This is a genomic window from Spirulina sp. CS-785/01 (genome assembly GCF_028330525.1).
Lineage (GTDB): Bacteria > Cyanobacteriota > Cyanobacteriia > Cyanobacteriales > Spirulinaceae > JAQMSD01.
This window is the reverse complement of sequence record NZ_JAQMSD010000015.1, coordinates 1-14,150: the sequence shown is the minus strand read 5'-3', so window position 1 is coordinate 14,150 and position 14,150 is coordinate 1. Positions and strand designations below refer to the sequence as shown.

Annotated in this window: 9 protein-coding genes and 1 pseudogene; 2 read left to right on the top strand and 8 right to left on the bottom strand. The window is 44.9% G+C overall.

All coding sequences use genetic code 11. The features are described from left to right. On the top strand, positions 1-1,924 hold a 1,924-nt coding region (locus tag PN462_RS00590), incomplete at its 5' end, for a calcium-binding protein (RefSeq protein WP_272125874.1). 189 nt (positions 1,925-2,113) lie between these two features. Here PN462_RS00590 and typA read toward each other — a convergent pair. From typA to PN462_RS00560, 6 genes are all read right to left on the bottom strand, one after another. Next, positions 2,114-3,907, bottom strand: coding sequence for a translational GTPase TypA (gene typA / locus PN462_RS00585; protein WP_272125873.1), 1,794 nt, complete (start codon positions 3,905-3,907; stop codon positions 2,114-2,116). A gap of 209 nt (positions 3,908-4,116) precedes the next feature. Beyond that, on the bottom strand, positions 4,117-4,734 hold the full coding sequence (locus PN462_RS00580; RefSeq protein WP_272125872.1) for a 4Fe-4S single cluster domain-containing protein: 618 nt from the start codon (positions 4,732-4,734) through the stop codon (positions 4,117-4,119). A 626-nt stretch (positions 4,735-5,360) separates the two neighbouring features. Further along, on the bottom strand, positions 5,361-6,221 hold the full coding sequence (locus tag PN462_RS00575) for a HEAT repeat domain-containing protein (RefSeq protein ID WP_272125870.1): 861 nt from the start codon (positions 6,219-6,221) through the stop codon (positions 5,361-5,363). A gap of 172 nt (positions 6,222-6,393) precedes the next feature. Continuing rightward, positions 6,394-6,990 carry a hypothetical protein gene (locus PN462_RS00570; protein WP_272125869.1) on the bottom strand — a complete coding sequence of 199 codons (597 nt, stop codon included), beginning with the start codon at positions 6,988-6,990 and terminating at the stop codon, positions 6,394-6,396. A gap of 50 nt (positions 6,991-7,040) precedes the next feature. After that, positions 7,041-8,399, bottom strand: a complete 1,359-nt coding sequence (locus PN462_RS00565; protein WP_272125868.1) for a sensor histidine kinase — start codon at positions 8,397-8,399, stop codon at positions 7,041-7,043. A 183-nt stretch (positions 8,400-8,582) separates the two neighbouring features. Further along, positions 8,583-12,164 carry a PAS domain-containing hybrid sensor histidine kinase/response regulator gene (locus PN462_RS00560; protein ID WP_272125867.1) on the bottom strand — a complete coding sequence of 1,194 codons (3,582 nt, stop codon included), beginning with the start codon at positions 12,162-12,164 and terminating at the stop codon, positions 8,583-8,585. 415 nt (positions 12,165-12,579) lie between these two features. On the opposite strand from PN462_RS00560, the gene msrA reads away from it, so the two are divergent. Continuing rightward, the gene (msrA, locus tag PN462_RS00555; protein ID WP_272125866.1) at positions 12,580-13,041 is read left to right on the top strand and encodes a peptide-methionine (S)-S-oxide reductase MsrA; all 462 of its coding nucleotides are present in this window, start codon (positions 12,580-12,582) and stop codon (positions 13,039-13,041) included. Between the two features lie 112 nt (positions 13,042-13,153). On the opposite strand, the gene gloA is transcribed toward msrA, so the two are convergent. Together gloA and PN462_RS00545 are read right to left on the bottom strand one after the other, a co-directional pair. After that, on the bottom strand, positions 13,154-13,585 hold the full coding sequence (gene gloA, locus PN462_RS00550) for a lactoylglutathione lyase (protein ID WP_272125865.1): 432 nt from the start codon (positions 13,583-13,585) through the stop codon (positions 13,154-13,156). A gap of 66 nt (positions 13,586-13,651) precedes the next feature. Continuing rightward, positions 13,652-14,150, bottom strand: a pseudogene (locus PN462_RS00545) (hypothetical protein); the annotation flags it as partial.

The following is a 14,150-nucleotide window of genomic DNA, read 5'->3' as shown; positions in this document are numbered from 1 at the left end:
GTCTCTCTATATCTATGGAACTCCTGGTGGAGATAATTTAGATGGGACATCACGCAACGATGTTATAGATGGATTAGCAGGTGATGATGATCTTGCTGGACGAGAGGGGGATGATATCATTTATGGTCGGTCTGGGAATGATAAACTCTCTGGAGGACAAGGTAACGATGAACTCCACGGAGGAGAGGGAGACGACGAACTCTCTGGGGGACAAGGAGATGATGAAATTTACGGGGAGGGAGGCAGCGATCGCATCTTAGGATACACTCCCGGCACATCCATCGGCAATGATCTCCTCTTTGCTACTAATTCCCAAGATACCCTAGACCTCTCTGCTTATACGGCCTCTGGTGTCACCCAACAACAACAAGGCAATGATTTACACCTCACCTTAGCCGGAGATGGGTCCATTACCATCAAAGATTACTTTACCTTGCCCGAAAATGAGCGCATTACCATCGAATTGCCTCAACCTGAAGACCCAAACACCATCTATGGAACAAATCAAAATGATTTCGTAGAAGGAACAGTCCAAGACGACACCATCGACGCATTAGCTGGCCATGACTTGATCGTGGGACGATTGGGCAATGATACCATCTATGGACGCTCTGGCAACGATCGCATTCTCGGAGAAGATGGCCACGATATTCTCTACGGCCATGAAGGAAATGACCATTTAGAGGGACATCGAGGCAATGATCACCTGTTGGGAGGAGAAGGAAATGATCTGCTTATTGCCCATGACGGTCATGATCAACTAGAAGGCCAGCAAGGGGATGACCGTCTCTATGGTTACGAAGGCAACGACCAACTTTCAGGAGGAGAAGGCCGCGATCGTCTCGAAGGCCATGGGGGACACGATATACTCCGAGGAGGACAAGAAATTGACGAACTCTTTGGGGGCCGTGATAACGATACTCTGTTTGGAGAAGACCACAACGATCTTCTCTATGGACAAGACCATGATGATCGGCTTTATGGTAACGAGGGAGATGACCGACTCTACGGAGGTCACGGCAACGATCGCCTCGAAGGTCATAGTGGCAATGATCAAATGCGAGGAGGACAAGGCAATGACTTTCTCTTAGCCGGAGATGGCGATGATACCCTCTACGGAGAAGGGGATCATGATTTCTTGCAAGGGAATGGGGGTGCAGATGCACTTTATGGCGGTTCTGGCAACGATCGCCTCGAAGGTCATAGTGGCAATGATAAACTGTTTGGAGAGGATGGAGAGGATTTTCTCGTGGCGGGTAACGGCGATGACCAAGTTTTTGGAGGACATGGCCGCGATCACCTCGAAGGCCATACAGGCAATGATAAACTCAAGGGAGGAACAGGCAATGACTTTATCTCAGCCGGAGATGGCGATGATACGCTTTACGGAGATGAGAATGAAGATATCCTCTATGGACATAATGGGCGCGATCGCCTCTTTGGGGGAAAAGGCCACGATCTCCTATTTGCCGGACATGGCGACGATGAATTACACGGTGATCGGGGCAATGACCGTCTCTACGGAGAATGGGGCAATGACCAACTCGCGGGCGGAGAGGGACACGATTGGCTCTATGCTCACTCTGGCAATGATAAACTGGTCGGCAATCAAGGCAATGATCACCTTTACGGAGATGATGGCAATGACACCCTCTTTGGGGGTCAAGGTTTAGATGCCTTATATGGTGGGACGGGGAATGATCTCTTTGTCCTCCAAGCAGGAGAGGGCTATGATACGGTGTATGATTTCAACGGCAGTTTTGATCATCTTGGACTCACCAATGATCTCAGTTTTGAGTCTTTAACAATGACTCAAGTGAATGGTGATGCTTTCCTCAGTTATGAAAATGATCTCTTAGGGGTGGTGAAAAACACCAATGCTGATCTGTTGACGGGAAATGATTTTCAGACGGTGATGGTGTGAACAATTAACAATTAACAATTAACAATTTAGGGATCTATCAGGGGAGGAGAAACCGGGTTTTTTGTTCTCACTGGACGGGTTAACAGTTAAACCTCCATAGAAACCCGGTTTCTTGCTTACTGCTAGAGTATCAGGGGAGGAGAAACCGGGTTTTTTGTCAACAATTCCCCCCTATCCTGAAAACAGAACTTAACGTTTGGCTAATTTCTTGGTTTTCATTTTCCGTAACCGGATAGACTCTGGAGTAACCTCCACTAACTCATCGGGGCCAATGTATTCTAAAGCCCGTTCTAAACTCATTTCTACGGGAGTTTGTAACTGGACTAACTCATCCCCAGTCGCAGAACGGTGGTTGGTGAGTTGTTTGGTTTTACAAACATTTAACTCTAAGTCTTGGGGCCGGTTATGTTCTCCCACAATCATTCCTTTATACACTTTAGTCCCAGGAGTGATAAAGAACACGCCGCGATCTTCAGCTTGTTTCAAGGCGTAGAAGGTGGCTTCTCCCTCCTCAAAGGCGATAATTACCCCGTTGTAGCGGGTTTCTAATTCACCGACCAAGGGACAATATTCGTGGAAACTGTGGTTCATAATGCCTTCCCCACGAGTTAAGCGGATAAATTCACCTCGGAAGCCAATTAACCCCCGTGCGGGAATGATAAATTCTAGTTGGGTGCGGCCATTATCTCCCACTTGCATATCCTGCATTTCCCCTTTCCGTTGGCCTAAGCGTTCGATACAGCTTCCGACGGCTTCTTCAGGGACATCTAAGATCAGATATTCAAAGGGTTCGTAGGGTTGTCCGTTAACTTCCCGATAGATGACTTGGGGTTGGGAGACTTGAAATTCGTAGCCTTCTCGACGCATGGTTTCAATGAGGATACCGAGGTGGAGTTCACCCCGTCCAGAGACCATGAATTGTTCGGGGGAGTTGCCATCGCCGACTCGTAGGGCTACATTGGTTTCTAGTTCTCGATACAGGCGATCGCGGATTTGCCGAGAGGTGACAAATTTCCCTTCTTGGCCCGCAAAGGGGGAATCATTCACCGAGAAGGTCATCTGTAAGGTGGGCTCGTCCACTTTAATCAACGGCAATGCCTGGGGTTGATCTGGACAAGTCAAAGTCTCGCCAATATTCGCATCGGCAAACCCCGCAACGGCCACAATATGCCCTGCCGAGGCTTCTTCAATTTCCACTCGCGCTAACCCTTCAAACCCAAGCAGTTTACTCACTTTCCCTTGGGTAATTGAACCGTCGTCATTGTATAAGGCCACCTGTTGGCCGGCTTTAATTTTACCGTTGTGAATGCGGCCAATAATAATCCGTCCTAAATAGTCGGAATAGTCCAGCGTGGTGACTTGTAACTGGAGGGGTTTTTCGGGATCACCTGCCGGGGGCGGAACGTGATGTAAAATGACCTCAAAGAGAGGCTGCATATCTTTGCCTTCTTCTTCGAGGGTTTCTTTGGTATAACCCTGTAAGCCGGAGGCATAGAGGCTGGTAAAATCACATTGATCGTCGTCGGCCCCTAACTCTACAAACAAGTCAAAGACTTTATCAATGGCCCCGTCGGGGTTGGCGTTGGGACGATCAATTTTATTGACAACAACAATGGGACGTAAGCCTTTTTCTAGGGCTTTTTTCAAGACAAAGCGGGTTTGGGGCATCGGCCCTTCATTTGCGTCCACAATGAGGATACAACCATCAACCATGCCTAAAACTCGTTCGACTTCTCCCCCGAAGTCCGCGTGGCCAGGGGTATCGACAATATTAATAAGGGTGTCTTTATAACGAACGGCGGTATTTTTGGAGAGAATGGTAATTCCCCGTTCTCGTTCTAAATCATTGGAGTCCATCACGCAGTCGGGAACTTCTTCCCCTTCACGGAAAATACCGGACTGCTTCAGTAATGCGTCAACTAACGTGGTTTTACCGTGATCGACGTGAGCAATGATAGCTATATTGCGAATGGGAAGAGACATAGGTGCGTGATAGGACGTGATTTGTGTAACAAAAATACAGATTTCTTAATAATTTTAGCGCAGTTAGGGGACAATGTGGGGATTGGTGTCAAGTTATGGGGGAGATGGGGGAGAACAAAGAACCAAGAACAAACAACATTACTGTTTACTGTTTACTGTTTACTGTTCCGGAGTTCCCTATTCCCTGTTCCCTTTTTCACAAACAACAATCAACAATCAACAGCATCTAAACTGCCCCAAAATCCGGTAATAATGCGACTTCCATCTTTGAGGATATGTACTTCAATCTGATCTGAGGCCCAGGTGAGTTCTCCTTGGAAAGCGGGGTTGAGAACTCGAACACGCTGATTTTTTGAGGAGACTAGGGAGTTGGGGGCATTAATGGCTAGGGATTCGACATAGGGCCCGTCCACTAGGAGATCGAGTTGTTGGAGTAAATCTTGAGACCCGGCGGGGGCATCTTCCCGTTGTAGTTCTTCTAGGGTAAACCCGGTGAAGGACATGATATTTAACCCCTGGGCTTTGAGTTTACGGGCCAGTTGGGCTAAGGCTTCGGCTTGCCAAAAGGGTTCTCCTCCGGAAAAGGTGACTCCGGTATTGCGGGAATTACTGAGGATTTTGTCGGCGAGTTCGTCAATACTGATCAGTTGGTTGGTGTCAAAGGACCAGGATTGAGGGTTGAAACAGCCTGGACATTCTCGCGTACATCCTTGGACCCAGACGACGGCCCGTGTTCCCGGCCCGTTGACTTGGGATTCATCGACGTAACCCATTAGGTTCAAGAATCCTGTGGGGATGGAGGTTGGACTGGGAGTTGGCATAACCATAAGCGGAGATGATTTGATTCTATAGTTATAAAGTTAATACTAATCAAGGAAGCTGGAGTGTGGGGAGGAAAGTCAACACATCTTTACAAGTCTTGGGTTAGTTACTGTTATTAGCAGATCAGAATTGATTTGGGTAAATCCGGGTTTTTACTTATATTGAGGCATAATGGGCTTGACATTTTATACAGTATAGGTTTTAATGATTTATAGTTCTTTGGAATTAGGGATTAGATTTATGGGTTGAGACTGTTAGATAGATTCTATTTTTTCTTTCTATCCAGTATTTTCCCATAATCTGTCAGGGTGTAAATCAAGGTAATGCGGGATAACTTGACTTGGGATACCTCTTTTCAAGGAACTTGGGTTTGATATTTCCGTATTTATACGGGGAAGCCAGCAAGTGAGTGAGCTTGCTGGCATTCTGTTTTGGTTGTTGGTTGTTTGTAAACAAGGGAATAGGGAATAGGGAACAGGGAATAGGGAATAGGGAACAGTTTGTTCTTCGTTCTCCTCCATCTCCTCCATCTCCTCCATCTCCCGACTCCCGACTCCCGACTCCCCTTTGTGTCCTTTGTGTCTTTGTGGTTCAATTCCCCAACTCTCAACTATCCACGATCAACTATCAACTAATCTTCTGGTGCGGCATTTTTGGGGAGGGGTTTTGGGGTTGGGGTGGGGTAGAATTTATAGGCTTGAATGGCTTCGCTGGCCACTTGGACAACGGCCAAGTCGTTGTCTCGGAGTGCTTGTTCTAGGTAGGGGATGACTTGGGAGGAGTCGATTTTGCCTAATGTTGCGATCGCGCTTTTACGAACTTCCGCAGCTTCATCCTGACTCAAACACCCTAACACCGGAATCATCTGGAGACAGTCTGCATACAGTCCTCCCTCAGTGACTTGTTGTTGTAACTGAGACACCACGGCCACCCGAATAGAGGGATTGGGAGACAGAGCTAAATCCAGTAATTCTGAGAGACTAAAAGGGGTGTGGAGGGAAGATGGAGAGGACAGGGTAGGGGAAGGAGGAACGGGAAGGGAGGAGGAGGGAGAAGGAGTTGCATCTGGGGAGGGGAATTGCGTCTCGGTTTGTAACTGAGCAAGTTGTCCTTGGTAGTCTGCTTCTACTTGCTGGAGTTTAGCTTGTAACTCACTCTGGTGACTCTCTTTGAGAGTCTCAATCTCGCGTTCATACTTTTGTTTGAGTTCTGCGATCGCGCGTTCTTTCTCCAGTTGGCGATCGCTCAACTGACTCTCGTGGGTGCGTTGTATCCTCTCTAACTGTTGCTGAGACTCCTCCTCATACTCCTGACGTAACCCCGTTAATGCTTCCTCTAACTGGGTCTGATACCCCTGCACCAACTCTTGTCGGGTTTGGTTCAAAGCCTCTTTAAGTTCTAGTTCCTTTTCCTCTCTTGTTTTCCGTTGCAGTCCAGAACTGACAACAGCCGACACTGCAACACCAATAATCAGTCCGATAACAATATCCATACCCTAAATATCCTCGCAGTGCTGAATTGAGTCAAATACCGATTACCCTTTACCGATTGCCAATGACTCACCTTAATCTCGTCTGAGAATTGTACCATCTGTGGCAATTTCTAGCGGTGTAGCCAGGAAATCCGTTGGGGATTAAAAGGTTAATGACTGGAACAATCAATCTTTAGTTACGTCCCTCCGTGTCCCTATCCGGAGAAGCACTGTCCTTTTCTTGGAGTTGCCATGCGATCGCATTGAGAATCAGTTGACCATGGCCACTAGACTGGTTTAAGTAGTCTTCTTGGGTGGCCACGGCCATCCCCATCCGTTCGATAGTTTTGCCGTATTTTTTATCCTTGGCCATCTCTTTTTCTTCTGCGGTGAGGGGTCGATTCCGTTCTAAGACTGCTTCAATGATGGAAGTATAGGGGGACACTTCTTCTGCTGCGTCTTGGACTTCGACTTGCAGTTTGGTTAGTTGGATAATTTCTCTTGCTCCTTGGACAATGGGGGGTAAGTCTTCCTCGTCTTGGTTTTTCCCCTGTTCTTCGGGAGGGGGAACAAAGAAGATATTATCTTGGGTGATCCCATCGGGGAATTGTTCGGCCTCAATTTCGCCGTTTTCCCATTTTTGGTTGATTAATTCTAATGCGCGATCGCGGTTTTTCTCTGTATCGCCTCCCCGACCTTCCACAGTCAGTAAAATCCCTTGTTGTTCATTGGGAGATTTCGACAAGTCACTAACTGCAACAAAATGAGCGACGGATTTTTTTCTGGCCATGTACTTCTTTCCTGTTTTGACAGTCCGAGCGTTTCACCTACGCCAATCTTTTAGTTTAACTCGGTTTTTTCCAGGGGTAAAATAATTTCAAATTCTGTCCCCACTCCCACTTCTGAATCCATTTTTAACTGTCCGTTATGCTTTTCAGTGATAATTTGATAACTAATGGCCAACCCTAACCCGGTCCCTTTACCGACGGGTTTCGTGGTGAAGAAGTTTTCAAAGATTTTTTCTTGAATATCCTTTGATATTCCTAACCCATTATCCCCGATTTTAATACTCACCGCTTTGGTAGAGGAATCGGAGTCTAAAAGGTTAGTTTTAATGGTAATTTTGGGTTTCCAGTTTGATTCCTTTTCCTGTTCTTGTCGTTCATTTAAGGTATCTACACTATTGGCAATTAAGTTCATGAAAACTTGGCTCAACTGTCCCGAATAACAGGTCATTGGGGGCAGTTCATTATACTCTTTTTTGACCGTGATCCCATGTTTTAAACGGTTCTCTAAAATGAGTAATGTTCCATCAATACATTCATGGAGATCAATTAACTGTTTCTCTCGGTCATCCATCCGAGAGAAGTTCCGTAAACTGGTGACAATTTGAATTAACCGTTCTGCCCCAATTTTAATACTTTTGAGAATCTTGGGACAATCTTCTAAAATAAATTCATAATCAATCTCCTCTTCAAAGTCTTGTACTTTCTTATTTTTCTTCCCTAGAGACTCCTGATAAATCTCCAATAATTCGAGTAAATTTTCATAATAATCCGTGAGAAAGTCAATATTACCACTAACCGAATTAACCGGGTTACGAATTTCGTGGGCCACTCCGGCCACCATGCGACCCAAACTGACCATTTTTTCCGTTTGTACTCGTTGAGCATAGGTACTTTCATCTAATAACTGACTGGTCACTTGATGAATATGAGACTGCGCTAAAAAGAGGTGGTGAATATCGGCAATGCGATACATTCCAGAGTCTAATTGCACAATAATCGGTTCATAGAGAAATTCGGGAGGCCGTTCTAAAACCCGTCGAGTTGCCTCCACAATAGTCATCGTTTCGGGAAAAACTTCCAAATGCGCTTTTGTAAAGTCATATAACGACTTAACCGACCGTTTTAAAAAGAGTTCCAACGCATAAGGCCGACTCATGCGTTCTAAAAACCGTCTCCTCGAGATCATCCCAGAAAACTCATTATTATGAACCAAAATAACTCCTGGCAAAATGGGATTTCTGTCCAGAACTTGAGCGACTTCCATAACAATAGTGGAGTCTTCTACTTGAAAATCAAATAATTCTAGTTCATTTAAAGTGGACTCTGGGGTGAGCTTTTTTTTGGCAAAAAAATCAAAGGGAGACCCATAAGGAGAGGTAGAAGAATAGGTTTTTTGGTTTAAATTCAACATGGCCTATTAACTTAAAAATACTTTACAGGTTTAAGAGGATGGTTTCTTTCCTAGTGTATCTTGCTCGTTGTAACAAGATAGAAACAATGTAAATATCTATTAACTTTTACGGAGCTTTAAGAGGAAATTACAATTTATTAACGCTAATTTAACCTCAGTGCCATAAAATCCCTAAAAATTTCCTTAATTTTTAATTTGTTCTAAGCGGAGAAAGGCTTGCTGTAATTCCGGTTGGCGAATAGGTTTACTAATATAATCATCCATGCCTGCTTCTAGACAAATATCGCGATCGCCCTCCATGGCATTGGCCGTCATAGCGATAATATAAGGCTTAGGATAATGTAACCCTCCCGTCACCGCTTTCCGCACTAATTGTCTCGTCGCTTCTAACCCGTCCATTTGCGGCATCTGCACATCCATTAAAATTAAATCATAGGGCTGTTGTTGTACCGTTTCGAGAACTTCCACCCCATTGGTGACGACATCTGCCTCATAGCCTAATTTTTTCAGGAGTAATAAGGCAACCTTGCGGTTGACAATATTATCCTCAGCCAAAAGAATTTGCAGGGGAATCGACGGTTGTAAACTAGGCAAAGTTGGGGGAACAGCAGGAGAGGGAGCAGTGGGACTCTTGGGTAACACTAAGGTAAAATAAAAAGTCGTCCCCACAGAACTACAATAGTTGGGTTGCCAAGAAATCGGCGGATATCCCCCCACTTCACCGCGACTTTCCACCCAAATAGTCCCCCGCATGAGATTACACAGTCGCTTACTAATGGCCAATCCTAACCCCGTGCCTCCATATTGTCGAGTGGTACTCGAATCCACTTGAGAGAAGGGTTTAAAGAGACGGTGTAACTTATCCGGAGGAATGCCAATTCCCGTATCCCGGACCGAGAAAAAGATTTCATAGAGAGAGGCCGAATGGGGGTTAAGGGTGATGGTGAGGAGAATTTCGCCTTTGTCGGTGAATTTAATCCCATTGCTTAATAAATTCACTAACACTTGGCGAACTCGTGTCACATCCCCGATAAACCGTGACGGAGAGGAGGGGGGGAAACGATAACCGAGAAGAATATTTTTTTCGACCGCTTTAGGATTGAGGAGGGTGAAGGTACTTTTTATACAGTTGAGGAGATCAAAGGGTTCTTCTTCGAGTTCTAGGGAATCGGACTCGATCTTCGAGAAATCCAGAATATCATTAATAATGGCCAAGAGGGTGTCCCCACTATCCCGGATGGTTTGGGCAAAGTCCTGCTGTTGAGCATTGAGAGGGGAGTCTAAGAGTAAATCAGTCATCCCAATGACTGCATTCATGGGAGTGCGAATTTCGTGACTCATCATGGCCAAAAATTGGCTTTTGGCATGGTTGGCCGCTTCTGCTTGTTGGTTGGCCCGTTGTAAATCTTGGTTTTGTTGGGCTAAAAAGGCCCGTTGTTTTTGTTCTTGTTCTAACAGTTGGGCGTGTGCGATCGCAATTCCCACTTGGGCCGCCACTGCTTCGAGTAATTCCACTTCTTGGGGGGTCCATTGACGGTAGCGATCGCACTGATGCAGCCCAATAATACCATTAGGTTTCCCATTGTAATAAGTCCCAATAGCCAACATAGACTTTAACCCAATGCGACGACACAGAGGGGCCGCATTATCTAACAGAGGGTCATCATACACATTATTAGAGACAATCGCCTCCTCTTGACTGATTAACTGCTGTACATGAGGATTCCCTTGAATCGGCACTTCCAAATGGAGAATAGACGCAGTTTCCCCCTGCAAATACTCCGCCACAAAAGGAATATGGGGAGTCGCTTCTTTCTTATAAATATGAATCAAACAACGATTTACCCCCAACGCTTTCCCTAATTTGTTGGCCGTCGTCTGGAAAATCTCATCCATATCCAGACTTTGCCGAATCGAATCCGTAATATCTTTTAACAACAGCGTTTGATGCAGTTGATGTTCGAGATCACTTTCTGCTTGTTTCCGTCCGTGAATATCCTCGATCACCGCAACACAATACAGAGGTTGGTTATAGTGATCTCGGAGTAACGTCACATTCACCTTTCCCCAGCGAACTTGACCATTTTTACAGTAGTAACGCTTTTCCCGTGAGAAACTGGGAATTTCCCCCCCTAATAACTTTTGAAAATATTGATGATCCCCCAAGCGATCTTCGGGAAAGGTAATATTTGCAAAGGTGCGTTGGGTGAGTTCATCTGGAGAATAGCCGATAAACTCACAAAATTGCGGATTCACCTCAATAAATCGCCCCTTCGCATTGGTTAACGCAATCCCCATGGCCGCATTTTCAAAAATAGTCCGGAAGCGTACCTCACTCTCTCGCAGTTCCTTCTCCATACGTTTCCGCTTCGTAATATCCACCCAATATCCCACACATTCTATCGGCTTGTTCTGTTCATCCCAAATCACTTGTTGTTCATCATGAATCCAAATATAATATCCCGACTTACAAAGAAAGCGATATTCACAACTCCGGTTTCCTGTTTGTAACAGTGATGCAAGATTCTGCAACACTTGCTCTTTATCTTGGGGATGGACATGATCGAGCCAAAATTTAGTATTTTCTGTAAAATCTTCTGGATGATAACCCGTTAAATGATAAACTCCGGTACTAACAAACGTTGCACCAAAATCCCCTTCTAGACAACAAGTATAAAGAACTACACCACTCTGGGAGAGAAGAAAATTAAGTCGTTGTTGGGTCGTTTGTAATTGTTGCGAAATTTTTTTGCGGCCTGTAATTTCTTGCAATAAATCTTGATTCGTTTTTTGAATTTCTTGCGTCTGTTCTTCCACTAAGCGCGTTAAATTCCGGTTCAGATAATAAAAATCTTGTTCCAGTTGTTTTCGTTCCGTAATATCTTCCGTTAATCCCACTAACTGTTCCGATTGATTGACCAGTGTACAAACCACTCGGCCTCGACAACGCACCCAACGCACCTCCCCATTGGGTTTAATCAGACGATACTCCTCATCAAACCCCTCTAAGGTCGAACTTTCTCGAAAATTCTGTAACTTCGTCGCAATTCTTTCATAATCTTCAGTATGGATAAAATCTAACCAAAAATAAGGATTTTCAAGTGCTTCTTGTCTAGAAATATGCCAAAAATCTTCAGAATAAGGACTGAGATAAACAACCTTTTGATCCTGCAAATCTTGCACAAAAAAGATCTCATGACTGGTATGAAATATCTCATAAATCTTATTTTTCTGTTGTGCCAGTTTATGAGATACTTTGTTGTAATATCCTTTGGTATCTAACTGCTTATCTTGCTGATTCAATTTCGCTATCAGGAGCGAACAATATTGTTTAACTTCTGTGCAAAAAAACGTGGTTAGATCAAAGTCAAGAGATTGACCAATCACCCCTTGTAAACTGATATTATATTTCAGAACATCTGGAGCGTCTAAAAAATCATTTTTATCTTCAAATAAGAGCGCGACTCTTGTTTCATTATTATGAGAATATCTAACCTTTTTGAAACAGTCAAGCGCGTTTTTAGTTTGGTTTCGTTTAACTAAAAATAAAAGAATCGCCACTTGACCCTGAGAGTATTTACTATTAGTTATCCCTTCCTGAAAAGATGAATAGAAACTAAACTGAATCGGCTTATTATAAATTCTAATATCTTGAAACTGAGTCACTAAATTGTGCCAATCAGCAATACTTAAAAACGGACGATGCTCCCCAATGATCCAAATATCCCATTGTGCTGGGAGTCGAGACACTTCAGTTACGTCCATTGTGAATAACCCTTGCCCATGAATCCTTAGCCTTATCCTCCAGAGTATGGCAAAACTGCCCACTTAGCGCGAATCATAAACAAATATTGACATCTTTTCTCATACTGTGACGACTGAACGGATGCACCTTACCCAATTATTCCCCAATCATCCAATGATAAGGTGATTTACGAGGATGATTCTACCCCAAGAATAAAAAACCCCTGACAACCAAGAAGAATCGAAGATGAGCAAGAGGGACATACAAAGATTCTAGAGGGTCGTCAAGGATTTGTACGCGAAAGGGAGTTCCTCTAAATGTTCTTCAGGAAATTATTGGGTTTTTTACGCAGACTGTTACAAAACTTCATAAAATGGAGAAAAAGCCATTAAACCCATATTGCTTTTTTCCCGTTGATCATTCACTCTATCACCCATGAGTCAAGACTTACAGCATCTAGCGACCTTCGGAGGGGGTTGTTTTTGGGGAGTCGAAGCGGCCTTTCGCCAACTCCCAGGAGTCCTTTCCACTTCCGTGGGGTATATGGGGGGACATTTCCCCAACCCTTCTTATCTGGATGTATTATCGCGCATTACTGGTCATGCAGAAGTGGCTCAACTCCAGTATAATCCCCAACAAATCAGTTATCAGACCTTACTGGCCAAATTCTGGGATATTCACGACCCCACCAGTTTAAACCGTCAGGGGGCTGACCGGGGCGAACAATACCGTTCAGTTATTTTTTACCATACCCCAGAACAAGAGCAACTCGCCCGCCAGTCCAAACGACAGTTAGAGCAGTCGGGACGGTACGATAAACCTATTGTGACGCAAATTGTCCCCGCCTCGGCGTATTATTTAGCCTCCGAAGACCATCAGCAGTATTTTGAACAGTAAACAGGGAACAGGGAACAGGGAACAGTTGTTACTCCCCATCTCTCCCATCTCGACACAAAAAAAAGGGGGTCAACCCGTCAACCCCCTCTGGAAACGAATTATTTAGTCCAACTTAAACCGTTGCGGTGGCTTTTTCGTCTTCCTTCTTCGCTGATCCTTGTGTACCTAATTGGATTAACTCAATTTTATACCCAGTGGGGTCTGTAATGAATGCAATTACCGTTGAACCGTGTTTCATGGGGCCGGGTTCACGGACGACATTGCCGCCTTGTGCTTTAATTTGTTCACAGGTTTTATAAATATCATCTACCCCCAAGGCAATATGTCCGTAACCATCCCCTAAATCATAACTATCTACTCCCCAGTTATAGGTTAATTCCAGTACCGTGTGGTCGGACTCATCCCCATAACCGACAAACGCGAGGGTGAATTCTCCGCCAGGATAGTCTTTTTGGCGTAATAATTTCATCCCTAGGACATCACAGTAAAATTTGATGGATTCCTCTAAATTGCCCACGCGGAGCATGGTGTGTAACATTCTCATGGGGTGTTCTCCTGATTTCTTGCTTTTCTGTATCTTAACGAGAGACGTTTTCTCGGTCAGTCTCTCTTACGCATTAATTGTGAAGGTGGTGGCGGATTGGTCTTCCATGTCTGAGGGTTCTGAGGTGACGGTTTCGGCTTCGACTTTTTTGATAAATTCGTCGAGGGAGTCGGTTTCTTCTTCAGGAAAGGTGGGACTTTCGAGAGTCTCTTGGGAGGCCGCTTTTTCTTTTTCCATGGCGGATTCTGAGGCGGCCACTTCTTTTTCAATGATAGATTGGGATTCGGCGGCTTCTTCTTCTTTGATTTTATCTAGATCAAGGTTGGGGTTGGTGGGGTTTTTGATGTCCGTGTTGGGGGTTTGAGCGATGATGCGGGGTGTTTTGAGGGAGGTTTGAGAGACGGAGGGTTCGGTCTCTGGTGGGGTTTCAGAGGCGGTTTCAGAGGGGGTTTCTGTTTCGCTTTCTGTTGCTGTGGTTTCTGTGTCAGGGGTTTCCTCTTGGGTTTCAGAGGGGGTTTCTGTTTCAGTTACGTCTTCGCTGACTTCCTCTTGGGTTTCAGAGGGG